The sequence below is a fragment of the Streptomyces sp. NPDC094032 genome, assembly GCF_040303965.1.
Classification (GTDB): domain Bacteria; phylum Actinomycetota; class Actinomycetes; order Streptomycetales; family Streptomycetaceae; genus Streptomyces.
In genome coordinates, this window is record NZ_JBEOUE010000013.1 from 74,181 (window position 1) to 98,063 (window position 23,883).

Below are 23,883 nucleotides of genomic sequence, written 5' to 3' on the forward strand. Positions count from 1 at the left end.
GTCGTAAGCGGTCGGGGACATCCCAAAAGAGAAGCTCGCCGGGCGTCGAAACCCGGCGTCACCTAACGAGGAGATCGGTTCGTGACGATCCGCGTAGGCATCAACGGCTTTGGCCGTATCGGTCGCAATTACTTCCGCGCGCTCCTTGAGCAGGGTGCCGACATCGAGATCGTGGCTGTCAACGACCTGGGTGACACCGCGACCACGGCCCACCTGTTGAAGTACGACACCATCCTGGGCCGCCTCAAGGCCGAGGTGAGCCACACCGCCGACACCATCACCGTCGACGGCCACACCATCAAGGTGCTCTCCGAGCGCAACCCGGCCGACATCCCCTGGGGTCAGCTGGGCGTCGACATCGTCATCGAGTCGACCGGCATCTTCACCAAGAAGGCCGACGCCGAGAAGCACATCGCCGGTGGCGCCAAGAAGGTCCTCATCTCGGCTCCGGCCAGCGACGAGGACATCACCATCGTCATGGGCGTCAACCAGGACAAGTACGACCCGGCGAACCACCACGTCATCTCCAACGCCTCCTGCACCACCAACTGTGTGGCGCCGATGGCCAAGGTTCTCGACGAGAACTTCGGCATCGTCCGGGGCCTGATGACCACGGTCCACGCGTACACCAACGACCAGCGCATCCTGGACTTCCCGCACAAGGACCTGCGCCGCGCCCGCGCCGCCGCGGAGAACATCATCCCGACCACGACGGGTGCCGCCAAGGCCACCGCCCTGGTCCTCCCGCAGCTCAAGGGCAAGCTGGACGGCATCGCGATGCGCGTTCCGGTCCCGACCGGCTCGGCCACCGACCTCGTCGTGACCCTCGACCGCGAGGTCACGAAGGACGAGGTCAACGCGGCCTTCAAGAAGGCCTCCGAGGACGGCCCGCTGAAGGGCATCCTGTTCTACACCGAGGACCCGATCGTGTCCTCGGACATCGTCAGCGACCCGGCGTCGTGCACCTTCGACTCCTCCCTGACCATGGTCCAGGACGGCAACTCGGTGAAGATCCTCGGCTGGTACGACAACGAGTGGGGCTACTCCAACCGTCTCGTCGACCTCACCGTCTTCGTCGGCGGCCAGCTCTAAACTCTAGAGGCGGGTTTCGATGTAGCAGGGCTCGGGCAGCGCGAAGACGCGCTGAACGAGCCCTGTCTCGTGTGCTCCACCGTGTACCAAGGGAGTCAGTGAACAGATGAAGACGATCGACGGGCTTCTCGCCGAAGGCGTCTCCGGCAAGCGGGTGTTCGTCCGCGCCGACCTCAACGTGCCGCTCGACGGCACCACCATCACCGACGACGGGCGCATCCGCGCCGTCGTCCCCACCGTCAAGGCCCTGGCCGACGCGGGCGCCCGCGTGGTCGTCGCCTCGCACCTGGGCCGCCCCAAGGGCGCCCCGGACCCGGCGTTCTCGCTCGCCCCGGCCGCCAAGCGGCTCGGCGAGCTGCTCGGCGCCGACGTGGCCTTCGCGACCGACACCGTCGGCGACTCGGCCAAGGCGACCGTCGCGGGCCTGACCGACGGCCAGGTCGCCGTCATCGAGAACCTGCGCTTCAACGCGGGCGAGACCGCCAAGGACGACGCCGAGCGCGGCGCCTTCGCGGACCAGCTGGCCTCCCTCGCCGACCTCTACGTCGGCGACGGCTTCGGCGCGGTGCACCGCAAGCACGCCTCGGTCTTCGACCTCCCGGCCCGCCTGCCGCACGCCGCCGGCTACCTCATCGCCAACGAGGTCGGCGTCCTGAAGAAGCTCACCGAGGACGTCAAGCGTCCGTACGTGGTCGTCCTCGGCGGCGCCAAGGTCTCCGACAAGCTGGGCGTGATCGACCACCTCCTGGAGAAGGCCGACCGCATCCTCATCGGCGGCGGCATGGCGTACACCTTCCTCAAGGCCCAGGGCCACGAGGTCGGCATCTCGCTGCTCCAGGAGGACCAGATCCCGGCGGTCCTGGACTACCTCAAGCGCGCCGACGAGCGCGGCGTGGAGTTCGTGCTCCCCGTCGACGTGCTGGTCTCGCCCGACTTCCCGGACCTGAAGACCAAGGCCCCGGCCAACCCGACCACGGTCGCCGCGACCGCCATCCCGGCGGACGAGGAGGGCCTGGACATCGGTCCGGAGACCCGCAAGCTGTACGCCTCGAAGCTGGCCGACGCGGGCACCGTCTTCTGGAACGGTCCGATGGGCGTCTTCGAGCACCCCGACTACGCCGAGGGCACCAAGGCCGTCGCCCAGGCGCTCGTCGACTCCCCGGCCTTCACCGTGGTCGGCGGCGGCGACTCCGCCGCGGCCGTCCGGATCCTGGGCTTCGACGAGAATGCCTTCGGCCACATCTCGACCGGCGGCGGCGCCTCCCTCGAATACCTCGAGGGCAAGACGCTCCCCGGCCTCGCCGCACTGGAGGACTGACCTTTTCATGAGCACCACTCGCACCCCGCTGATGGCGGGCAACTGGAAGATGAACCTCAACCACCTCGAGGCCATCGCCCACGTCCAGAAGCTGGCCTTCGCGCTCACGGACAAGGACTACGACGCCTGTGAGGTCGCGGTCCTGGCTCCCTTCACCGACCTGCGCTCCGTGCAGACCCTGGTCGACGGCGACAAGCTGAAGATCAAGTACGGCGCCCAGGACATCTCGGCGCACGAGTCCGGTGCCTACACCGGCGAGATCTCCGGCCTCATGCTGTCCAAGCTGAAGTGCGCCTTCGTGGCCGTCGGCCACTCGGAGCGCCGCCAGTACCACGGCGAGTCCGACGAGCTGTGCAACGCCAAGGTGAAGGCCGCCTTCGCGCACGGGATCACCCCGATCCTCTGTGTCGGCGAGGAGCTGGAGGTCCGCGAGGCCGGCGACGCCGTCTCGCACACCCTGGCCCAGGTCGAGGGCGGCCTGAAGGGCCTCCCGGCCGACCTGGCCGAGACCGTCGTCATCGCGTACGAGCCCGTGTGGGCCATCGGCACCGGCAAGGTCTGCGGCGCCGACGACGCCCAGGAGGTCTGCGGGGCGATCCGCGGCAAGCTGGCCGAGCTGTACTCGCAGGACGTCGCCGACAAGATCCGCATCCAGTACGGCGGGTCCGTCAAGGGCGGCAACGTCGCCGAGATCATGGCCAAGCCCGACATCGACGGTGCCCTGGTCGGCGGTGCCTCGCTGGACGCCGACGAGTTCGTCAAGATCGTGCGCTTCCGCGACCAGTGAGTATGCGGTAGCGGAGATACGTCGTACCCTTGCGGGGGTCGGGCAGGCGCCCGGCCCCCGTCCGTATAAGTCCGAGGAAGTTGGTCCAGCCGTGGTTATGGGGTTCTCGATCGCCCTGATCGTCTTCAGCGCGCTGCTGATGCTGCTCGTGCTGATGCACAAGGGGAAGGGCGGCGGCCTCTCCGACATGTTCGGTGGCGGCATGCAGTCGTCCGTCGGCGGCTCCTCGGTCGCCGAGCGCAACCTGGACCGCATCACCGTCGTGATCGGTCTGCTCTGGTTCGCCTGCATTGTCGTGCTCGGCCTGCTGATGAAGTTGGACGGGTAACTCCAATCACTGGACGCGCGTTGGGCCTTACGTAGACTGGGGCATCTTCGAGCACCATCACGCAGGGAGTTACGACCGTGGCAAGTGGCAACGCGATCCGGGGAAGCCGGGTCGGAGCGGGGCCGATGGGAGAGGCCGAGCGGGGCGAGTCCGCACCGCGGCTCCGCATCTCCTTCTGGTGCTCGAACGGGCACGAGACCCAGCCCAGCTTCGCCAGTGACGCACAGGTCCCCGATACCTGGGACTGCCCGCGCTGTGGCTTCCCGGCAGGTCAGGACCGGGACAACCCGCCGGACCCGCCGCGCACCGAGCCGTACAAGACGCATCTCGCGTACGTACGGGAGCGGCGCAGCGACGCGGACGGCGAGGCGATCCTGGCCGAGGCGCTTGCCAAGCTGCGCGGCGAGATCTGAGCGTGGTGTGATGTGACCGAACGGGCCCCGCCCGCGAACCGAGTTCGCGAGCGGGGCCCGTTCGTCATCGCCGATGGACGTCCGCGATGTGCGCGGTGAGCGCCAGGGCGGCGGTGGCGCGCGAGTAGGTCAGCTGGGCCACGCGCGCGTAGAGGCAGTCCAGGATGAGTAGCACCGAGTGGCGGGTGCCGAAGCCGCCGTGCCGGAAGCCGGTGCCGGCCGCCGTCGAGGTGAGGTGGACGCCGGCCGCGTGGGCCACGGGGGAGCGCGGGTCCCCGGTGACGGCGACCGTCGCGGCGCCCCGCTCGGCGGCGAGCCGCAGCGGCGCGAGCACCTCGCGGGTGGCGCCCGAGTGGGACAGGGCGACGACCGCGTCCGCGGGGGTCAAGAGAGCGGCCGAGGTCTCCGCCGCGTGCACCTCGGTCCAGGCGCGCGCCTCGCAGCCGATGCCGAAGAGCCGGGCCTGGGTCTCCAGGGCGAGGACCCCGGACGCGCCCACGCCGTAGACGTCGATCCGGCGCGCCTGGGCGAGGACGCGGGCGGCCCGCTCCAGGGCGCCGAGGTCGAGCTGCTCGGCGGTGGCGCGCAGGGCCTGGAGGTCCGCGCGGGCGACGGCGGCGACGACCCGCTCCAGCGGCTCGTCGGGCCCGATCTCCGGCCCGAGCGGCGTCCGTTCGGCCGCCTGACTCTCCTGGCCCTGCTCCCGGGCGAGTTCGAGCAGCAGACGCTGGTACGAGTCGAGCCCGACGGCGTGGCAGAACCGGGTCACGGTGGCCTGCGAGGTGCCCGTACGGCGGCCCAGCTCGGCGGCGGAGAGCCCGGGGACCCGGGTCGGGTCGGCGAGGACCCAGTCGCCGACCTTGCGCAAGGAGCCGGACATCCGGGGGAGTTCGGAACGGATCAGCGCGGTGATCATGAGGTGCCTTCGTGGGTCTTGTGTTCCGATGAATCTATCAATCACCATGCGGGCTGATGAACGAATCCGGGATTCATTACGTGATCGGCGTCGACGCGGGCGGTACGCGGACCAGGGCGCGGCTCGCCGAGGCGGCGACCGGCCGGGTCCTCGGCGAGGGCGCCGGGGGCCCGGGCAACGCGCTGACCGTGCCCCCCGACGCGCTCGTCCGCCATCTGGGCGAGGCCCTGCGCGGGGCGCTGCCGCCGGGCGGGTGCCCCGTCGCCGCCGTGGTGGGCGGCTTCGCGGGCGGCGGGCCCGGCGGGGGCCGGGAGCGGGCGCGGGCGGCGCTGACGGAGGCGCTGGCCCTGGCGGGCGTGCGGGGCGGCCGGGTCGAGGTGCTGGGGGACGCGGACGTCGCCTTCGCGGGCGGCGCGGGGGCCCCGGCCGACGGGCTCGTGCTCATCGCCGGCACGGGCGCGGCGGCGGCCCGGGTGGCCGACCGGCGCGCGGTCCGCGCGGCCGACGGTGACGGGTGGCTGCTCGGTGACGCTGGGAGCGGTTTCTGGCTGGGGCGGGAGGCGTTGCGGGCGGTGCTGCGGGCGCTGGACGGGCGGGGCCCGTCGACCGCCCTCGCGGGGCCGGTCGGGGAGCTGTGCGGGGGCCTGACCAAGGAGCACGTGGTCCGGTACGCGTACGGGGTGGAGCCGGTGCGGTTGGCTGCGCTGAGCCCGCTGGTGGTGGCGGCGGCGCGCTCCGGCGACGTGGTGTCCGCCCGCCTCCTCGACGCCGCGGCCGACGAACTGGCCGCCACGGTACGCGCGCTGACCCCGCGCCCCGGAGAGCCCCTCGTCACGACGGGCGCCCTCCTGGCCCCCGGGGGCCCGCTCCTGCCCCGGCTGACCGCCCGGGTCGCGGACCTGGGGCTGGTCCCGGACCCTGTGCGCGACGGGCTCGCGGGGGCGGTGGCGTTGGCGCGGCGCGCGGGGGGTGGACGTACAGGCGCGGAAGCCTAGGCCCGGCAGGGGGCGCCGTTCCGTTGTGCCCACCCGTTCCGCCCTGCGGAACGATTGCCCACAACGGGGGGGCGGGGGGCGGAGCGATTGGCCCCGACCCCCGTCACCCCACGGGTGCGACCCGCGCTCTTGACCGTGCCCCAACGTCCTGGTTCATTGAGCCGACCAGATCCGATACCACCGGTTCGGCAAGCCAGAGGAGGAGCATCCCAGTGCCCCAACCCACCCCCACCGCCGCCCACTTCGCCGACCTCGCCCGCGCCGCCCTCGACCGTGCCGTAGCCGTCAACCAGGACTCCGTCCCCGCCGCCGCCCGGCTCTTCGCCGACTGCGTGGCCGCCGACGGGGTGATCCACGCCTTCGGGACCGGGCACTCCCAGGCCGCGGCGCTCGAAGTGGCGGGCAGGGCTGGAGGGCTCGTGCCGACGAGCAGGATCGCGCTCGCGGACCTCGTGCTCCGGGGCGGCGAGGACCCGGCCGTCCTCCAGGACCCGCTGCTCGAACGGCGGCCGGGACTCGCCGACCGGCTGTACGCGCTCGCCACACCCCGCCCACAGGACCTCTTCGTCATCATCTCCAACTCCGGCGTCAACAACTCGATCGTGGACATGGCCCTCAAGGTCACCGACGCCGGTCACCCCCTCGTCGCGCTCACCTCCCTCGACCACACCCACGCCGTCCCCGCACTGCACCCCGGCGGCAAGCGGCTCGCCGACCTCGCCGACGCCGTGCTCGACAACTGCGCCCCCGCCGGCGACGCCGTCCTCCCGCTGCCCACGCCCGGCACCGCGCTGTGCGGGATCTCCACGCTCACCTCCTCCCTCCTCGTCCAGATGGTCGTCGCCGAAGCCGTCGCGCTCCTGCTCGCGGAGGGCCACGAGCCGCCCGTCTACGTCTCCGCCAACCTCCCCGGCGGCCACGAGCGCAACGCCCTCCTCGAAGCCCGCTACGCGGGACGCCTGCACCGCGGCGGCCACTGAACACGTTTCGCACACCGGATCAATTAGGTTGGCGGTAAGACGCGGCAAGACGAAGAAATGGGCGATGTCCGAGATGAGTAACGAAGGCCGTACCAGGCTCAACCAGCTGCCCGAGTGGGCGGCCCTCGGAAAGCACCGCGAGCAGCTCGGCGCCACACACCTGCGCGAGCTGTTCGCCGCCGACCCCGAGCGCGGCACCACCTACACGCAGCGCGTCGGCGACCTGTATCTGGACTACTCCAAGAACCTCGTCACCGACGAGACCCTGGCGCTCCTGCGCGACCTCGCCGCCGCCACCGGCGTCACCGAGCTGCGCGACGCCATGTTCCGGGGCGAGAAGATCAACAACACGGAGCACCGCGCGGTCCTGCACACCGCGCTGCGCGCCCCGCGAGGCGCCGTGATCGAGGTGGACGGCGTGAACGTCGTCCCCGAGGTGCACGCCGTCCTCGACAAGATGAGCGCCTTCGCCGACCGCGTCCGCGCCGGCGAGTGGACCGGCCACACCGGCCAGCCGATCAAGAACGTCGTGAACATCGGCATCGGCGGCTCCGACCTCGGCCCGGCGATGGCCTACGAGGTGCTGCGCTCCTTCAGCCGGCGCGACCTGACGTTCCGTTTCGTCTCCAACGTCGACGGCGCCGACCTCCACGAGGCCGTCCGCGACCTGGACCCGGCGGAAACCCTCTTCATCGTCGCCTCGAAGACCTTCACCACCATCGAGACGATCACCAACGCCACCTCCGCCCGCACCTGGCTCCTCGCCGGTCTCGGGGCCGGCCAGGAGGCCGTGGCCCAGCACTTCGTCGCCCTGTCGACCAACGCCGAGAAGGTCGAGGAGTTCGGCATCGACACGGCGAACATGTTCGAGTTCTGGGACTGGGTCGGCGGCCGCTACTCCTACGACTCCGCCATCGGCCTCTCCCTGATGATCGCGATCGGACCGGACGCCTTCCGCGAGATGCTCGACGGCTTCCACCTCGTCGACGAGCACTTCAGGACCGCCGCCCCCGAGGAGAACGTCCCGCTCCTGCTCGGCCTCCTCGGCGTCTGGTACGGCGCCTTCCACGACGCCCAGGCGCACGCCGTCCTGCCGTACTCGCACTACCTCTCCAAGTTCACCGCGTACCTCCAGCAGCTCGACATGGAGTCCAACGGCAAGTCCGTGACCCGTGACGGGCAGCCGGTGGACTGGCAGACCGGCCCGGTCGTCTGGGGCACCCCCGGCACCAACGGCCAGCACGCCTACTACCAGTTGATCCACCAGGGCACCAAGGTCATCCCGGCCGACTTCATCGGCTTCGCCCGCCCCGTCGCCGACCTCCAGCCCGGCCTGGTCGCCCAGCACGACCTGCTGATGGCGAACTTCTTCGCCCAGACCCAGGCGCTCGCCTTCGGCAAGACGCCCGACGAGGTACGCGCCGAGGGCGTCCCGGAGGAGCTCGTCCCGCACAAGACCTTCCAGGGCAACCACCCGACCACCACGATCCTGGCCGACGCGCTCACCCCGTCGGTGCTCGGCCAGCTGGTCGCGCTCTACGAGCACAAGGTCTTCGTCCAGGGCGCCGTCTGGAACATCGACTCCTTCGACCAGTGGGGCGTAGAGCTCGGCAAGGTCCTCGCCAAGAAGATCGAGCCGGTCCTCACCGACGGCGCGGGAGCCGAGCAGCTCGACAGCTCCACCGCCGGCCTCGTCTCCGCGTACCGCTCGCTGCGCGGCCGGGACTGACGATGACGACGGGGGAGGAGGCGGTACGGCTGCGCCCGCCGAGGAACGCCGTGGACGGCAGGGCCGTCCCCTGGTGGCGAGCGCAGCTCCTGGTGACGACGGCCGTTCCGGTGGCCCTCCTGGCCGTGCTGGGGTGGCTCATCACCCCGGCACGGTTCTGGCTGCTGCTCCCGGCCGCGGTCCTCGCGGCCGTCGGGCTCGCCTGCGCCGCCTTCCTGCCCGCCTGGTGGTTCCGCGTACACCGCTGGGAGGTCACGGAGGACGCGGTGTACGTGCGGACCGGCGCCCTCTGGCAGGAGTGGCGGATCGCCCCGATGTCCCGCATCCAGACCGTCGACACCGTCCGGGGCCCGCTGGAGCAGAGCTTCCGGCTCGCCACGGTCACCGTCACGACCGCCTCCTCCAAGGGCGAGCTCCGCATCGAGGGCCTCGACCACGAACTCGCGGCGGAGCTGGCCGACCGACTCACCGCGATCACCCGGGCGACCCCCGGGGACGCCACATGACGGAGAGCGGCGCAGGCGTCGAAGGACCCGACTGGCGCCGCCTCCACCCCCGCAGCCTCCTCGCCGGCGCCGCCGTCCTGTGCGGCATCGCCGGCGGCGCGGCCCTCCCCGCGTTCCTCAGCCTCTCCTCCGGCTCCCGCCCCGCCTGGCAGGCCGCCGCCTGGGTCCTCGCCGGCGCGTTCCTGCTCATCGGCGGCGGCACGGCCGCCGACTGGGTCCGGCTCCGACGCACCCGCTACCGGATCGGCCCCGAGCTGGTCGAACTGCACACCGGTCTCGTCGTGGTGAAACGCCGCTCCCTGGCCCGCGAACGCATCCGCAGCGTCGACCTCACCGCGAACCCCCTGCAACGCGTCCTCGGCCTGGTCAAGGTCGGCATCGGCACCGGGGAGCACGCGGGGAGCGAGTCCACCCTGGAACTCGACCTGGTCGCCCGCGCCGAGGGCGAGCAGCTCCGCCACACCTTGCTCGCCCGGCTCAAGGGCCCCGAGGACCCTGTCCACGACGGCGTCCTCGCCACGGTGGACCCGCGCTGGATCCGCTACGCCCCGGTCTCCTTCGTCACTCCGCTGCTCGCCACGGCGGCGGCCGGGACCGTGATGCAGGTCAGCGACTGGTTCGGCGCGCAGGACGAGGTCATCCACTGGATAGGGGACCGCTTCGAGGACGTCTCGCTGACCTGGATGATCGTCGATCTCGCCCTGATCGCCGTCGTCGCCGGACTGTTCGGCGCCCTCGGCCTGTGGGTCGAGATGTGGTTCCGCTACCGCCTGGAGCGCGAGCCGGGCGGCACCCTGCGGGTCCGCCGCGGCCTGTTCACCGCCCGCTCGATCTCGCTGGAGGAGCGCAGGCTGCGCGGGGCCGAGCTCGTCGAACCCCTCGGCGTACGCCTGTTCCGGGGGGCCCGCGTCGACGCCGTCGCCACCGGGCTCGCCCAGAACGACGACGACAAGCACGCCGACCTCAAGAACCTGGCCCCGCCGGTGCCCCGCGCGCACGCCGACCGGATCGTCGCGCAGGTGCTGCGGGAGGCCGAGCCGCCCACCGGCGCCCCGCTCACCGGGCACCCCCGGGCCGCGCGCCGCCGCAGGATCGGCTGGGCGCTGTGGGGCGGGCTCGGCCCGGCGGCCCTGCTGGCCGGGCTCGGCCTCTGGCTGACCCCGGTGCTGCTCTACGTGGCGGGCGCGACGGCCCTGCTGACCCCGCTCTGGGTCGCCCTCGCCCTCGACGCGTACCGCAATCTCGGACACGGCGTCAGCGGCGCCTATCTGGTGACCCGTTCGGGCACGGTGCGCCGCTCCACCGTCGCCCTCCAGCGCGCCGGGGTGATCGGCTGGACCGTCAAGCGGTCCTGGTTCCAGCGGCGCGCGGGCGTGCTCACGCTGAGCGCCACGACCGCCGCGGGAGAGGGCGCGTACGCCGTGTACGACGCCGACGAGAGCGAGGGCCTGCTCTTCGCGGCGCACGCGGTGCCGGACCTCCTCGCACCCTTCCTGGAGCCCGTACCGCCCCCGGAGACGCCGAAGGCCCGGCCCACCGAGCGGTGAACCGGGCCTCCGTGACGTGTCCTCAGGCCGTGGCCGGCGGATACAGGGCGCGCGGCAGCTCCGAGGCCGCCGCCGCGTCCAGCAGCCACAGCGTGCGCGAGCGGCCGTAGGCGCCGGCCGCCGGGGCCTGCACCTCGCCCGCGCCGGACAGCGCGATGGCCGCGGCCTTCGCCTTGTCCTCGCCGGCCGCGAGCAGCCAGACCTCCTTCGCCGCCCGGATCGCCGGAAGGGTCAGCGAGACCCGGGTCGGCGGCGGCTTGGGGGCGCCGCGCACCCCCACCACCGTCCGCTCGGTCTCGCGGACCGCCGGGAGCTCCGGGAAGAGCGAGGCCACGTGCGTGTCCGGGCCGACGCCCAGCATCAGCACGTCGAAGGTGGGCACCCCGCCGTGGTCGCCGGGGAGGGCCGCCGCCGCGAGCTCCGCCGCGTAGGCGTCGGCGGCGGCCTCGACGTCGTGGCCGTACGGGCCGTCCGAGGCCGGCATCGCGTGCACCCGGGCCGGGTCCAGCGGGACGCTGTCGAGCAGCGCCTCGCGGGCCTGGGTGACATTGCGCTCCGGGTCGCCCTCGGGCAGGAAGCGCTCGTCGCCCCACCACAGGTCGAGCCGCGACCAGTCGACCGCGTCCCGCGCGGGTGCCTCGCGCAGCGCCGCGAGCAGCCCGTTGCCGTTGCGCCCGCCGGTGAGCACCACCGAGGCGGCGCCCCGGGCGGCCTGGGCGTCCACGATCTTCGTGATCAGCCGGGCCGCCGCGGCCTGGGCCATCAGCTCCTTGTCGCGGTGGACGACGAGCTGAGGGGTGCTCACTTGGCCGCCGCCTTCTTGGCCGGGGCCTTCTTCGCGGCCTTCGCCGCCGGGGCCGGAGCCGCCGGAGCCTCGGCTTCGGGGGCCTCCTCGACGGGGACGGCGACGGGCGCGGTGGTCGCCGCCTCCTCGTCGAGCCGCTCCAGACCGAACCGCAGCGCCGAGGCGTACGTGTCGTCCGGGTCGAGGCGGCGCAGCTCCTCCGCGATCAGCTCGGACGTCTCGCGGCGCTTGAGCGCCACGGCACGGTCCGGCTGCCCGTGGATGGAGAGCGTGGCCAGCGAGGCGTCCGGCCGGTCGAGCACGATGGGGCCGCAGTCGGACTCCAGCCGCACCGAGGTGAGGCCGGGCCCGGCCGACTTGGCGCGCCGCACCGGGATCGTCAGCCGGTCCGCGAGCCACATGGCGAGCAGCTCGACGCTCGGGTTGAACTCCTCGCCCTCCACCACGGCCGAGGTGACCTCGCACGCGACCTGGTCGAGCGCGGCGGCCAGCATCGAGCGCCACGGGGTGATCCGGGTCCACGAGAGGTCCGTGTCGCCCGGGGTGTACGCGTCCGCGCGCGCGGCCAGCTCCTGGATGGGCTGCTCGGCGGCGTACGTGTCGGTCACACGGCGCTGGGCGAGGGCGCCCAGCGGGTCGTTCGCCGGGTCGACCGGCGAGTTCACCGGCCACCAGACGACGACGGGCGCGTCCGGGAGGAGCAGCGGCAGCACCACCGACTGGGCGTGGTCGACGACCTCGCCGTACAGCCGGAGCACGACCGTCTCGCCGGTGCTGGCGTCGGCGCCGAGGCGGACCTCGGCGTCGAGCCGCGCCTGGGCGCGGTCCCGCGGGGAGCGCGAGACCCGCTTGATGACGACGAGGGTCCGCGAGGGGTGCTCGCGGGACGCCTCGTTGGCCGCCTTGAGCGCGTCGTAGGCGTTCTCCTCGTCGGTGACGATGACGAGGGTGAGCACCATGCCGACGGCCGGGGTGCCGATGGCCCGCCGCCCGAGCACCAGCGCCTTGTTGATCTTGGAGGACGTGGTGTCCGTCAGGTCGGTCTTCATGGCCGGCGCCAGCTCCTGCCGTCTCGTGCGAGCATCTCGTCCGCCTCGACCGGACCCCAGGTCCCGGACTGGTACTGCGCGGGCTTGCCGTGCCGGTCCCAGAACTGCTCGATCGGGTCGAGGATCTTCCAGGACAGCTCGACCTCCTCGACGCGCGGGAAGAGGTTGGAGTCGCCGAGCAGGACGTCGAGGATGAGCCGCTCGTAGGCCTCGGGGCTGGACTCGGTGAAGGACTCGCCGTAGGCGAAGTCCATCGACACGTCCCGGACCTCCATCTGCGTCCCCGGCACCTTGGAGCCGAAGCGCATGGTGACGCCCTCGTCCGGCTGCACGCGGATGACGAGCGCGTTCTGGCCGAGCTCCTCCGTCGCCGTCTGGTCGAAGGGGGAGTGCGGGGCGCGCTGGAAGACCACCGCGATCTCGGTGACCCGGCGGCCGAGCCGCTTGCCGGTGCGCAGGTAGAAGGGGACGCCCGCCCAGCGGCGGTTGTCGATCTCCACCTTGATGGCCGCGTAGGTGTCGGTCTTCGACTGCGGGTCGATGCCGTCTTCCTGGAGGTAGCCGACGGCCTTCTCGCCGCCCTGCCACCCGGCCGCGTACTGGCCGCGCACGGTGGACTCGCCCAGGTCCTTCGGCAGCTTCACCGCGCCGAGCACCTTGGTCTTCTCCGCGGCGAGCGCGTCGGCGTCGAAGGAGGCGGGCTCCTCCATCGCGGTCAGCGCGAGCAGCTGGAGCAGGTGGTTCTGGATGACGTCACGGGCGGCGCCGATGCCGTCGTAGTACCCGGCCCGGCCGCCGATGCCGATGTCCTCGGCCATGGTGATCTGCACATGGTCGACGTACGACCGGTTCCAGATCGGCTCGAAGAGGGTGTTGGCGAAGCGGAGCGCCAGGATGTTCTGGACGGTCTCCTTGCCGAGGTAGTGGTCGATGCGGAAGACCGCGTCGGGCGGGAAGACCTCGTGGACGACCTCGTTGAGCTCCTTGGCGGAGGCCAGGTCGTGACCGAAGGGCTTCTCGATGACCGCTCGGCGCCAGGAGCCGTTCTTCTGGTCGGCCAGGCCGTGCTTCTTCAGCTGCTGGACGACCAGGGGGAAGAACTTCGGCGGCACGGACAGGTAGAAGGCGAAGTTGCCGCCGGTGCCCTGCGCCTTGTCCAGCTCCTCGATGGTGGTCTTCAGCTGGTCGAAGGCGTCGTCGTCGTCGAAGTCGCCCTGGACGAAGCGCATCCCCTGGATCAGCTGCTGCCACACCTCCTCGCGGAACGGGGTGCGGGCGTGCTGCTTGACGGCGTCGTGGACCTCCTGTGCGAAGTCCTCGTCCTGCCACTCGCGACGGGCGAAGCCGATCAGCGAGAAGCCCGGCGGGAGCAGACCGCGGTTGGCGAGGTCGTAGACCGCGGGCATGAGCTTCTTGCGGGACAGATCGCCCGTGACACCGAAGATCACCAGACCCGACGGCCCCGCGATACGCGGGAGCCGTCGGTCTGCGGCGTCACGGAGCGGGTTCGCTCCGGTGACTGCGCTCAAGGTGATTACGCCTCCGAAGGTGCGCGGCGGGCGAGCTCCGCCTCGGTCGACTTGAGCAGGTCGTTCCAGGACGCCTCGAACTTGTCGACGCCCTCGTCCTCCAGGAGCTGGACGACCTCGTCGTACGAGATGCCCAGCTTCGCCACCGCGTCGAGCACCTGACGGGACTCGTCGTAGGTGCCGCGGATCGTGTCGCCCACGATCTGCCCGTGGTCGGCGGTGGCCTCCAGGGTGGCCTCCGGCATGGTGTTCACCGTGCCCGGGGCGACCAGGTCGTCCACGTACAGGGTGTCCTTGTAGGCCGGGTCCTTGACGCCGGTCGAGGCCCACAGCGGACGCTGCTTGTTGGCGTGCGCCTTGTCGAGGGCCGCCCAGCGCTCGGAGGAGAAGACCTCCTCGTACGCCTCGTAGGCGAGACGCGCGTTGGCCAGGGCCGACTTGCCCTTGAGGGCCTTGGCCTCGTCCGTGCCGATGCCGTCGAGGCGCTTGTCGATCTCGGTGTCCACGCGGGACACGAAGAAGGACGCCACGGAGTGGATCTCGGAGAGGTCCAGGCCGCGCTCGCGGGCCTTCTCCAGGCCCGCCAGGTAGGCGTCCATGACCGCGCGGTAGCGCTCCAGCGAGAAGATCAGCGTCACGTTGACGCTGATGCCGAGGCCGATGACCTCGGTGATCGCCGGCAGACCCGCCTTGGTGGCCGGGATCTTGATGAGGGTGTTGGGGCGGTCCACCAGCCAGGCCAGCTGCTTGGCCTCGGCGATGGTGGGGGCCGTCTGGTGGGCCAGCCGCGGGTCGACCTCGATGGAGACCCGGCCGTCCTGGCCCTCGGTCGCGTCGAAGACCGGGCGCAGGATGTCGGCGGCGTCCCTCACGTCAGCCGTCGTGATCATCCGGATGGCCTCGTCCACGGTCACCTTGCGGACGGCCAGGTCGACGAGCTGCTGCTCGTAACCGTCGCCCGAGGTGATCGCCTTCTGGAAGATGGACGGGTTGGTGGTCACACCCACCACGTGGCTCTGGTCGATGAGCTCGGCCAGGTTGCCGGACGTGATCCGCTTGCGCGAGAGATCGTCCAGCCAGATCGCGACGCCTTCGTCGGAGAGGCGCTTGAGAGCGTCTGTCATGGGAATTGCATCTCCATTAAGTCGTACGTATGGGCGTCAGCGCGCGGCGGCGGCGAGGGATTCCCGCGCGGCGGCGACGATCGCCTCCGGCGTGAAGCCGAACTCGCGGAACAGCACCTTCGCGTCGGCCGAGGCACCGAAGTGCTCCAGCGAGACGATCCGGCCGGCGTCGCCGACGTACTTGTGCCAGGTCAGACCGATCCCGGCCTCGACGGCGACGCGCGCCTTCACGGCCGGCGGCAGGACCGAGTCCTTGTACGCCTGCTCCTGCTCCTCGAACCACTCCACCGACGGCATCGAGACCACGCGGGTCGGGACACCGGCGGCCTGGAGCTGCTCCCGGGCCTCGACGGCCAGGTGCACCTCGGAGCCGGTCGCGATCAGCACCAGCTGCGCCTCGCCACCGTCGGCCTCGAACAGCACGTAGCCGCCCTTGGCCGCGTCCTCGTTCGGCGCGTAGGTGGGCACGCCCTGGCGGGTGAGGGCCAGGCCGTGCGGGGCGCCCTTGCCGAACACCCTGGTGTGACGCTTCATGATCTCGCGCCAGGCGATGGCCGTCTCGTTGGCGTCGGCCGGGCGGACCACGTTCAGGCCCGGGATCGCGCGCAGCGAGGCCAGGTGCTCCACCGGCTGGTGGGTCGGGCCGTCCTCGCCGAGGCCGATCGAGTCGTGCGTCCACACGTACGTCACCGGCAGGTGCATCAGCGCGGACAGACGCACGGCGTTGCGCATGTAGTCGGAGAACACCAGGAAGGTGCCGCCGTAGATGCGCGTGCTGCCGTGCAGGGCGATGCCGTTCATCTCCGCGGCCATGGAGTGCTCGCGGATGCCGAAGTGGATCGTCCGGCCGTACTTGTCCGCCTCGGGGAGCGGGTTGCCCTCGGGGAGGAAGGAGGACGTCTTGTCGATCGTGGTGTTGTTGGAGCCGGCGAGGTCGGCCGAGCCGCCCCACAGCTCCGGGATCACCGCGCCGAGCGCCTGGAGGACCTTGCCGGACGCCGCACGCGTCGCGACACCCTGGCCCGCCTCGAAGACCGGGAGCTTCTCCTCCCAGCCGGCCGGCAGCTCGTTGGCCTCGATGCGGTCGAACTCGGCCGCGCGCTCCGGGTTGGCGGTGCGCCACTCGGCCAGCGACTTCTCCCAGGCGGCGCGGGCCTCGCGGCCGCGGTCGCCGAGGGCGCGGGTGTGCCCGATGACCTCGTCGGAGACCTCGAAGGTCTGCTCCGGGTCGAAGCCGAGGACGCGCTTGGTGGCCGCGATCTCCTCGTCGCCCAGCGCCGAGCCGTGCGAGGCCTCGGTGTTCTGGGCGTTCGGCGCCGGCCAGGCGATGATCGAGCGCATCGCGATGAAGGAGGGGCGCTCGGTCTCGGCCTCGGCGGCCTTGATCGCGGCGTACAGGGCGGCCGGGTCCAAGTCGCCGTTGGCCTGCGGCTGCACGCGCTGGACGTGCCAGCCGTACGCCTCGTACCGCTTCATCGTGTCCTCGGACACGGCGGTCTCGGTGTCGCCCTCGATCGAGATGTGGTTGTCGTCCCACAGCAGGGTCAGGTTGCCCAGCTTCTGGTGCCCGGCGAGCGAGGAGGCCTCGGCGGAGATGCCCTCCTGGAGGCAGCCGTCACCGGCGATCACGTAGATCTGGTGATCGAAGGGGGAGGCGCCCTGGGCGGCCTCCGGGTCGAACAGGCCGCGCTCGTAGCGCGCCGCCATGGCCATGCCCACGGCGTTGGCGACGCCCTGGCCCAGCGGGCCGGTGGTCGTCTCCACGCCCGCGGTGTGGCCGTACTCCGGGTGGCCCGGAGTCTTGGAGCCCCAGGTGCGGAACGTCTTCAGGTCGTCGAGTTCGAGACCGAAGCCGCCCAGGTACAGCTGGGTGTAGAGGGTCAGGGACGAGTGCCCGGCGGAGAGCACGAAGCGGTCACGGCCCACCCACTCCGGGTCGGCCGGGTCGTGCCGCATCACCTTCTGGAAGAGGGTGTACGCGGCGGGCGCGAGGCTCATCGCCGTACCGGGATGGCCGTTGCCGACCTTCTGCACGGCGTCGGCGGCAAGGATGCGGGCGGTGTCCACGGCCCGCTGGTCCAGTTCGGTCCACTCGAGGTCTGTGGTCGTCGGCTTAGTGCTCACCCTGAGTCAGGGCTCCTCTCCGCATGTCTGTAGCCGGTGACTGAGGGTGTCCCGGCGGTGTCGAGCCTACCCCCGGAATTCGTCCCTCTTTTCGTGTTCATGCCGCTCATATGTGCGCTCACAGCAAAGACTGCCGGGGCTTGCGGGACTTCGCCTCCCGAGCCGGACACGGACGTGACACGGACGTGTCCCACCCCTTGGGACGTACCCCGGCCGCACCCCCGCGTGGGTCCCGCCAACACGACCCCACCCCCGCGAAGATCGCGGTATGGGCAACGTCTACAGTGGCGTGGTACGCGCAAGTCTTCACCCCGTCTTCATCCGGGGAGCTTGCTGGGAATTTCTCTGTCAGGGGTGTGCGTGACGGCCGTCGAGTCCCGACCCGCAGGGGTCGTCTTGACTCCCAGCCCGGGGGGCCATCGGCCGTTCGGGGCCCGCGTCAAGGCATACGTGGCGCTGACCAAGCCGCGGATCATCGAGCTGCTGCTCATCACCACCGTTCCGGTGATGTTCCTCGCCGAGCAGGGCGTGCCGGATCTGTGGCTGGTGCTCGCCACGTGTTTCGGCGGATATCTGTCGGCGGGTGGCGCGAACGCGCTGAACATGTACATCGACCGCGACATCGACGCCCTGATGGACCGCACGTCCCAGCGTCCGCTGGTCACCGGTGTGCTCACGCCGCGTGAGGGCCTGGTCTTCGGTCTGACCCTCGCCGTGGTCTCCACGCTCTGGTTCGGACTGCTCGTCAACTGGCTGTCCGCCGCGCTCTCGCTCGGCGCGCTCCTCTTCTACGTCGTCGTCTACACGATGATCCTCAAGAGGCGCACGGCCCAGAACATCGTCTGGGGCGGCATCGCCGGCTGTCTGCCGGTGCTCATCGGCTGGTCGGCCGTGACGAACTCGATGTCGTGGGCCGCGATCATCCTCTTCCTCGTCATCTTCTTCTGGACGCCGCCGCACTACTGGCCGCTGTCGATGAAGGTGAAGGACGACTACGCCCGCGCGGGCGTGCCCATGCTGCCGGTGCTCGCCTCCAACAAGGTCGTCGCCAAGCAGATCGTGGTCTACAGCTGGGTCATGGTCGCCGTCTCGCTGCTGCTGACCCCGCTGGGCTACACCGGCTGGTTCTACACCGCGGTGGCGCTGGCCACCGGCGGCTGGTGGCTGTGGGAGGCGCACGCGCTGCTCAACCGCGCCAAGGCGGGCGCCACCGGCGCCAAGCTCAAGGAGATGCGCCTCTTCCACTGGTCCATCACCTATGTGTCGCTGCTCTTCGTGGCGGTCGCGGTGGACCCCTTCCTGCGCTAGTCCTTCGATAGCCTTAACGGACCCGGTCGACGGCCGGGGTGCGTGGCCCACGCCACGTGCCCCGGCCGTCGCCAGTTGATCTACCCGCGAGTAGCATCCTTGCCATGGCAGACACGAAGCAGGCGGAGCGCAGGGCGGCCAAGCTGGCCAAGCAGATCCAGGCGTTCGCCGGTGAGCACGGCGGCGCCGAGGGGCAGCTCGCCCACATCGGCCAGGCGGGGACCCGGATCGTCCTCGTCGGCGAGGACGGCGGCTGGGGCGACCTGGTGGCCCCCACCTACGAGACCGCCCAGCTGGCGGCCGAGAAGGCCGGCCTCACCCTCCACGACGAGTTCGACGGCGAGTTCGCCGCCAAGGTCGTCACGGGCCCGTACGAGTGGACCCGGATGGCGGGTATCCAGATCGGCGGACCGGCCAACAGCTGACGCCGCAAGGCGACAACCTCGCGCGGGGCTCACCCGTTAGGAGGGGTGCAAGCCCGTCCACACGTGGGAGCCCCCCGAATGATCGACACTCCGCGCCTGGTGGACCAGTACTGCCACGGGGTGCTCCGCACGGAGCTCGGCCTCGGCACCTTCGAGACGCACCTCGCCCCCGCCGCCGCGCTCCCGGCGGCGGGGACCACCTTCTTCGACACCCAGACCGGCTTCGCGGTACGCCGCTGGTGCCCGCCGCTCCTCGGCCTGGAACCGCACTGCCCGCCGGCCCGCTACCTCGCCCGGCGCCGCGAACTCGGCGCCGCCGAGTCGGCCAGACGCCTGCTGCGGGCCTCCGGTATCGCCGCCTACCTGGTCGACACGGGGCTCCCCGGCGACCTCACGGGGCCCGCCGAGCTCGCCGTCACCGGTGCCGCCGCCGCGCACGAGATCGTCCGCCTGGAGCTCCTCGCCCAGCGGGTCGCCGACGTCTCCGGCACCGTCGAAGCCTTTCTGGCCGACCTCGCCGAGGCCGTGCACGGGGCCGCCGCGGGCGCCGTCGCCTTCCTCTCGGCCGCCGCCCTGCGCGGCGGACTCGCCGCCGCGCCGGAGCCGCCCTGGCCGGGGGAGGTACGCGGGGCGGCCGGGCGCTGGCTGGCCGGGCGCGGGGCGGGCGGGGCCCTCGACGACCCCGTGCTGCTGCGCCATCTGCTCTGGATCGCGATCGGCTCCGGGCGGCCCCTCCAGCTGTACGTGGGGGAGCGCGACCCGAGCGGTCTGGCCGGATTCGCGACGGCCACCGGCGGCCTCGGCGCGGACCTGGTGCTGCTGCACGGCTACCCGTACCACCGCCAGGCGGCCCGGCTCGCCGGGCACTTCCCGCACGTCTACGCGGACCTCGGCCCGGTCGTCGCGCGCACCGGCGCCCGCGCGGCGGGCGTGCTCGCCGAGTTCCTGGAGCTCGCCCCCTTCGGCAAGCTGCTCTTCTCCAGCGGCGCCCGCGGCCTGCCCGAGCTGCACGTGGTGGCCGCGAGCGTCTTCCGGGGCGCGCTGGCCCGGGTCCTGGGCGAGTGGGTCGGCGACGGCGCCTGGTCCCGTACGGACGCGCAGCGGGTCGCGGACATGCTCGCGGAGGGCAACGCGCGACGGGTGTACGGGCTGGCGTGAAGCGGGGGGCGGGCGGCGGGCCCGGCCCCCCCCGCTCAGGCGGTCGCGAGCGCCGGGTCCGGCTGGGCCGGGATCGGGGCGGTGGTCACCGGGCGCTCGCGCAGGCTGAGCGCGAGCCGCAGGACAGCGATCCACATCAGCGACGAGCCCAGCATGTGGGCCCCGACCAGGACCTCCGGGACGCCCGTGAAGTACTGAAGGTAGCCCACCGCTCCCTGCGCCAGCAGCACGATCAGCAGGTCGCGGGCGCGGGCGCGGGTGTCGTCGGGGGCGTCCACCACGCGCAGGACCAGCCACATGGCGACCGCGAGGGCGCAGACCACCCAGGCGGCGATGGCGTGGATGTGGGCCGCGTTCGTCCAGTCCCACGGCATCCGCGGCACGTCGCTGGAGTCGCCCGCGTGCTTGCCGGCGCCCGTCACCGTCGTGCCGAGCGCGATGAGCAGCACGGAGACCAGGACGATCGCCCAGGACAGCTTGCGGACCGGGCGCGGCACGCGCGGCTTGGGCGTGCCGTCGCCCTCGCCGGTGCGGTGCCAGGTGACGACCGCCACGGTGAGGAGCGCGTTCGCGGCCAGGAAGTGGCCGGCCACCGTCCACGGGTTGAGGCCCATCCACACCGTGATGCCGCCGAGGACGGCGTTGCTCATCACGATCCAGAACTGGGCCCAGCCGAGGCGGCTGAGGGCGCGCCGTCGAGGCTTGGCCGAGCGGGCGGCGACGATCGCCCAGCCGACGGCCGCCGACAGGACGTAGGTCAGCATGCGGTTGCCGAACTCGATGGCGCCGTGGATGCCCTGCTCGGAGGTGACGATCAGGCTGTCGTCCGTGCACTTGGGCCAGGTGTCGCAGCCGAGACCGGAGCCGGTCAGCCGGACCGCGCCGCCGGTGACGATGATGACCACGCTCATCACGACGGCGGAGAGCGCGGCGCGCCGGAGCGTCCGGGGGGACGGGGTCCAGCGCTGGGCGATGAAGGCGAGGGGGGTCTGCACGGGCCCTATCGTAGGCACGGGCTTGTGCGCGTTTTCACGAGGGGTGCGTTACGGGCTTTTGCGCCGCGAAACGTCACCGGACGCTCACGCTGCGGACCGGCCCCGGCTCACTCCCAGCGGAAGAACCGGGCCGCCGCGCCGAGCCCGAGCACCGCCCAGACCGCGAGGATCAGCGCGTCGCCCCAGGGCAGCGCGGCGCCGTTCTGGAGGACGTCCCGCAGCCCGTCGGAGAGTGCCGAGATCGGCAGGAACGCGAGCACGTCGCCCGCGGCGCCGAACTTCTCCAGCGGCACCATCACCCCGCCGCCCACCAGGAGCAGCAGGAAGACCAGGTTGGCCGCGGCCAGCGTCGCCTCCGCCTTCAGGGTGCCGGCCATCAGCAGGCCGAGCCCGGAGAAGGCCGCGGTGCCGAGGACGAGCAGCAGCGCGACGGAGAACGGGTCGCCCTGCGGCGACCAGCCGAGCGCCAGCGCGATGCCGGTCAGGAGCGCCACCTGGAGCACCTCGGTGACCAGCACCGACAGCGTCTTGGCGGTCATCAGGGCCCAGCGCGGCAGCGGCGAGGCGGCGAGCCGCTTGAGGACCCCGTAACGCCGCTCGAAGCCGGTCGCGATGGCCTGCCCGGTGAAGGCGGTGGACATCACGGCGAGCGCGAGGACGCCCGGGGCGAGGAAGTCGACGGCCTTGTCCGCGCCCGTGTCGACGATGTCGACCGTCGAGAAGAGCACGAGCAGGAGGGAGGGGATGATCACCGTCAGGAGCAGCTGCTCGCCGTTGCGCAGCAGCATCCGGGTCTCCAGCGCGGTCTGCGCGGCGATCATCCGGCCGACAGGCGCGGCCCCCGGCCTCGGCGCGTACGTACCCGTGCTCATCCGCGCAGCTCCTTGCCGGTCAGTTCCAGGAAGACGTCTTCGAGGGTGTGCCGCTCGACCGAGATCCGGTCCGGCATCACGCCGTGCTGCGCGCACCAGCTGGTGACGGTGGCGAGCAGTTGGGGGTCGACCGTGCCGGTGAGCCGGTACGTGCCCGGGGTCGGCTCCGTCGCGGCGGTGCCGTCCGGCAGCGCCTTCAGGAGCGAGCCGAGGTCCAGGCCGCGCCGGCCGCTGAAGCGCAGGGTGTTCTCGGCGCCGCCGCGGCACAGCTCCTCGGGGCTGCCCTGGGCGACGACCCGGCCGGCGTCGATGATGGCGACGTCGTCGGCCAGCTCCTCCGCCTCGTTCATGAAGTGGGTGGTGAGCACGACGGTCACGCCGTCGGCGCGCAGCTCGCGGACCAGCTCCCAGGTGGCGCGGCGGGCCTGCGGGTCGAGTCCGGCGGTCGGCTCGTCGAGGAAGACCAGCTCGGGGCGGCCGACCACGGCCATGGCGAGCGAAAGGCGCTGCTGCTGGCCGCCGGAGAGGCGCCGGTAGGTGGTGCGGCCGCAGGAGCCGAGGCCGAGGCGCTCGATCAGGGCGTCCACGTCGAGCGGGTGCGCGTGCAGCTTCGCCATGTGGCGCAGCATCTCGTCGGCGCGGGCGCCGGAGTAGACGCCGCCGGACTGGAGCATCACGCCGATCCGGGGGCGCAGCGCGGCGGCGTCGGCGACCGGGTCGAGGCCGAGGACGCGCACGGTGCCGGCGTCCGGCCTCCGGTAGCCCTCGCAGGTCTCGACGGTGGTGGTCTTGCCGGCGCCGTTGGGCCCGAGGACGGCGGTGACGGTGCCGGTCCGCACGTCGAGGTCGAGGCCGTCGACGGCGGTCTTCGTCCCGTACCGCTTGACCAGGCCCCGGACCCGGACGGCGGACTCGACGGACTCGTTTCGCATGCCGGGAAGTCTAGAGAGGGGGCGAAGGTCCTTCCGGCGCGGGGCCCGGGTCCCTTGAGAAGGGACCTTTACGCGCGCTTCACGGCCCCGGCCGGATTTAGCGTCGACAGGGTGATCAGTGTGGCGGAGAACCTGCGGGAGACGGTCGTACAGGCCGAGCACAAGGCGCACGAGCTGGCGCGTCCGGGCCGGTACGCGGTCTCGGCGATGCTGGCCGGGGCGTACATCGGCGTGGGCGAGGTGCTGATGCTCGTCTCGGTGTCGCCCTTCGTGGCCGGGCACTCGCCGGCCGTCCGGCTGCTGGAGGGGGCGGTCTTCCCCATCGCGCTGACGATCGTGATGTTCGCGGGGGCGCAGCTGTTCACCAGCAACGTGATGGTGATGCTGCTGGGCGCGCTGTCCGGCCGTACCGGCTGGAAGGACCTGGTGGGCAGCTGGGTGCTGTCGCTGGGCGGGAACTTCGTCGGGGCCTTCGCCTTCGGGGCGATGGCGCACGCCTCCGGGGTGCTGTCCTCGCCGTCCGTGAAGGCGATGCTGGCGGAGCTGGTGGCCGGCAAGGAGGCGCTGGCGGGCGGGCAGCTGTTCTGGCGGGCGGTGCTCTGCAACATGCTCGTGTGCCTGGCGATCTGGATGTTCACCCGGGCCCGGGGGGACGCGGCGAAGCTGGCCGTGCTCTGGCTGCCGGTGCTGGCCTTCGTGGCGGTGGGCTTCGAGCACTGCGTGGCGAACATGTCGCTGTTCTCGCTCGCGATCCTCGACGGCACGGCCGGTTTCGGCGATCTGCTGCGCAACCTGGCCTTCACCGTGCCGGGCAACATCGTCGGCGGAGCGGTGCTGGTGGGTGGCTCGTACTGGTTCACCGGAAGGCCGGAAACGTCCTACGAATGATCATTCCCGCAGGTCAGGTAAGCCTTACCTGAGTGATGCACGACATCGTCACCGGTCCGGACG

At 71.9% G+C, this 23,883-nt stretch carries 23 protein-coding genes; 14 read left to right on the top strand and 9 right to left on the bottom strand.

Going from position 1 to position 23,883, the window contains the following annotated elements:
- The first annotated feature begins 81 nt into the window (after positions 1-81).
- The 5 genes from gap (at position 82) to ABTZ54_RS19745 (ending at position 3,938) form a co-directional block, all read left to right on the top strand.
- Positions 82-1,092, top strand: a complete 1,011-nt coding sequence (gene gap, locus ABTZ54_RS19725; RefSeq protein ID WP_351664817.1) for a type I glyceraldehyde-3-phosphate dehydrogenase — start codon at positions 82-84, stop codon at positions 1,090-1,092.
- 106 nt (positions 1,093-1,198) lie between these two features.
- Entirely contained in the window at positions 1,199-2,410 is a 1,212-nt protein-coding gene (locus ABTZ54_RS19730) for a phosphoglycerate kinase (RefSeq protein WP_351664819.1), read from the top strand.
- A gap of 7 nt (positions 2,411-2,417) precedes the next feature.
- Positions 2,418-3,197: a triose-phosphate isomerase gene (gene tpiA / locus ABTZ54_RS19735; RefSeq protein ID WP_351664821.1), complete on the top strand. Its 780-nt coding sequence runs from the start codon at positions 2,418-2,420 to the stop codon at positions 3,195-3,197.
- Between the two features lie 97 nt (positions 3,198-3,294).
- Positions 3,295-3,525 carry a preprotein translocase subunit SecG gene (gene secG, locus ABTZ54_RS19740; RefSeq protein WP_056561581.1) on the top strand — a complete coding sequence of 77 codons (231 nt, stop codon included), beginning with the start codon at positions 3,295-3,297 and terminating at the stop codon, positions 3,523-3,525.
- Positions 3,526-3,602: 77 nt separating this feature from the next.
- The gene (locus ABTZ54_RS19745) at positions 3,603-3,938 is read left to right on the top strand and encodes an RNA polymerase-binding protein RbpA (protein ID WP_003957010.1); all 336 of its coding nucleotides are present in this window, start codon (positions 3,603-3,605) and stop codon (positions 3,936-3,938) included.
- A gap of 64 nt (positions 3,939-4,002) precedes the next feature.
- Here ABTZ54_RS19745 and ABTZ54_RS19750 read toward each other — a convergent pair whose 3' ends face one another.
- Positions 4,003-4,854 carry a MurR/RpiR family transcriptional regulator gene (locus tag ABTZ54_RS19750; protein ID WP_351664823.1) on the bottom strand — a complete coding sequence of 284 codons (852 nt, stop codon included), beginning with the start codon at positions 4,852-4,854 and terminating at the stop codon, positions 4,003-4,005.
- A 56-nt stretch (positions 4,855-4,910) separates the two neighbouring features.
- Here ABTZ54_RS19750 and ABTZ54_RS19755 point away from each other — a divergent pair, with 56 nt between their 5' ends.
- The 5 genes from ABTZ54_RS19755 (at position 4,911) to ABTZ54_RS19775 (ending at position 10,611) form a co-directional block, all read left to right on the top strand.
- Positions 4,911-5,849, top strand: coding sequence for an N-acetylglucosamine kinase (locus ABTZ54_RS19755; protein WP_351664825.1), 939 nt, complete (start codon positions 4,911-4,913; stop codon positions 5,847-5,849).
- A 212-nt stretch (positions 5,850-6,061) separates the two neighbouring features.
- The gene (locus tag ABTZ54_RS19760; protein WP_351664827.1) at positions 6,062-6,829 is read left to right on the top strand and encodes a sugar isomerase domain-containing protein; all 768 of its coding nucleotides are present in this window, start codon (positions 6,062-6,064) and stop codon (positions 6,827-6,829) included.
- A gap of 64 nt (positions 6,830-6,893) precedes the next feature.
- Complete coding sequence (gene pgi / locus ABTZ54_RS19765; RefSeq protein ID WP_502997280.1) at positions 6,894-8,558, top strand: glucose-6-phosphate isomerase; 1,665 nt, start codon at positions 6,894-6,896, stop codon at positions 8,556-8,558.
- Positions 8,559-8,560: 2 nt separating this feature from the next.
- Positions 8,561-9,064 carry a PH domain-containing protein gene (locus ABTZ54_RS19770; RefSeq protein WP_351664829.1) on the top strand — a complete coding sequence of 168 codons (504 nt, stop codon included), beginning with the start codon at positions 8,561-8,563 and terminating at the stop codon, positions 9,062-9,064.
- Positions 9,061-10,611 (top strand): PH domain-containing protein, encoded by a 1,551-nt coding sequence (locus tag ABTZ54_RS19775; protein WP_351664831.1) that lies wholly within the window; start codon positions 9,061-9,063, stop codon positions 10,609-10,611. The genes ABTZ54_RS19770 and ABTZ54_RS19775 overlap by 4 nt, the downstream gene beginning before the upstream one ends.
- A 22-nt stretch (positions 10,612-10,633) precedes the next feature.
- Here ABTZ54_RS19775 and pgl read toward each other — a convergent pair whose 3' ends face one another.
- The 5 genes from pgl to tkt are packed head-to-tail and all read right to left on the bottom strand — an operon-like array spanning position 10,634 to position 17,242.
- Positions 10,634-11,416 carry a 6-phosphogluconolactonase gene (gene pgl / locus ABTZ54_RS19780; RefSeq protein WP_351664833.1) on the bottom strand — a complete coding sequence of 261 codons (783 nt, stop codon included), beginning with the start codon at positions 11,414-11,416 and terminating at the stop codon, positions 10,634-10,636.
- The gene (gene opcA / locus ABTZ54_RS19785; RefSeq protein ID WP_351664835.1) at positions 11,413-12,465 is read right to left on the bottom strand and encodes a glucose-6-phosphate dehydrogenase assembly protein OpcA; all 1,053 of its coding nucleotides are present in this window, start codon (positions 12,463-12,465) and stop codon (positions 11,413-11,415) included. The genes pgl and opcA overlap by 4 nt, the downstream gene beginning before the upstream one ends.
- Entirely contained in the window at positions 12,462-13,994 is a 1,533-nt protein-coding gene (gene zwf, locus ABTZ54_RS19790) for a glucose-6-phosphate dehydrogenase (RefSeq protein ID WP_351664837.1), read from the bottom strand. The genes opcA and zwf overlap by 4 nt, the downstream gene beginning before the upstream one ends.
- A gap of 5 nt (positions 13,995-13,999) precedes the next feature.
- Complete coding sequence (tal, locus tag ABTZ54_RS19795; RefSeq protein WP_351664844.1) at positions 14,000-15,118, bottom strand: transaldolase; 1,119 nt, start codon at positions 15,116-15,118, stop codon at positions 14,000-14,002.
- A 36-nt stretch (positions 15,119-15,154) separates the two neighbouring features.
- On the bottom strand, positions 15,155-17,242 hold the full coding sequence (tkt, locus tag ABTZ54_RS19800) for a transketolase (RefSeq protein WP_351664846.1): 2,088 nt from the start codon (positions 17,240-17,242) through the stop codon (positions 15,155-15,157).
- Between the two features lie 360 nt (positions 17,243-17,602).
- Between tkt and ABTZ54_RS19805 the strand changes: the two genes are divergently transcribed.
- From ABTZ54_RS19805 to ABTZ54_RS19815, 3 genes are all read left to right on the top strand, one after another.
- Positions 17,603-18,550 carry a heme o synthase gene (locus ABTZ54_RS19805; RefSeq protein WP_351664848.1) on the top strand — a complete coding sequence of 316 codons (948 nt, stop codon included), beginning with the start codon at positions 17,603-17,605 and terminating at the stop codon, positions 18,548-18,550.
- A 104-nt stretch (positions 18,551-18,654) separates the two neighbouring features.
- Positions 18,655-18,975, top strand: coding sequence for a hypothetical protein (locus ABTZ54_RS19810; RefSeq protein ID WP_351664850.1), 321 nt, complete (start codon positions 18,655-18,657; stop codon positions 18,973-18,975).
- Between the two features lie 78 nt (positions 18,976-19,053).
- Entirely contained in the window at positions 19,054-20,133 is a 1,080-nt protein-coding gene (locus ABTZ54_RS19815) for an amidohydrolase family protein (RefSeq protein WP_351664852.1), read from the top strand.
- Positions 20,134-20,168: 35 nt separating this feature from the next.
- Here the strand turns inward: ABTZ54_RS19815 and ABTZ54_RS19820 are convergent, their stop codons facing one another.
- The 3 genes from ABTZ54_RS19820 to ABTZ54_RS19830 form a co-directional block, all read right to left on the bottom strand.
- The gene (locus tag ABTZ54_RS19820; RefSeq protein ID WP_351664854.1) at positions 20,169-21,128 is read right to left on the bottom strand and encodes a COX15/CtaA family protein; all 960 of its coding nucleotides are present in this window, start codon (positions 21,126-21,128) and stop codon (positions 20,169-20,171) included.
- A gap of 107 nt (positions 21,129-21,235) precedes the next feature.
- On the bottom strand, positions 21,236-22,000 hold the full coding sequence (locus ABTZ54_RS19825; protein WP_351664856.1) for an ABC transporter permease: 765 nt from the start codon (positions 21,998-22,000) through the stop codon (positions 21,236-21,238).
- Positions 21,997-22,932, bottom strand: coding sequence for an ABC transporter ATP-binding protein (locus ABTZ54_RS19830; RefSeq protein ID WP_351664858.1), 936 nt, complete (start codon positions 22,930-22,932; stop codon positions 21,997-21,999). The genes ABTZ54_RS19825 and ABTZ54_RS19830 overlap by 4 nt, the downstream gene beginning before the upstream one ends.
- A gap of 111 nt (positions 22,933-23,043) precedes the next feature.
- Here ABTZ54_RS19830 and ABTZ54_RS19835 point away from each other — a divergent pair, with 111 nt between their 5' ends.
- Positions 23,044-23,820: a formate/nitrite transporter family protein gene (locus ABTZ54_RS19835; protein ID WP_351664860.1), complete on the top strand. Its 777-nt coding sequence runs from the start codon at positions 23,044-23,046 to the stop codon at positions 23,818-23,820.
- The last annotated feature ends 63 nt before the right edge of the window (positions 23,821-23,883 follow it).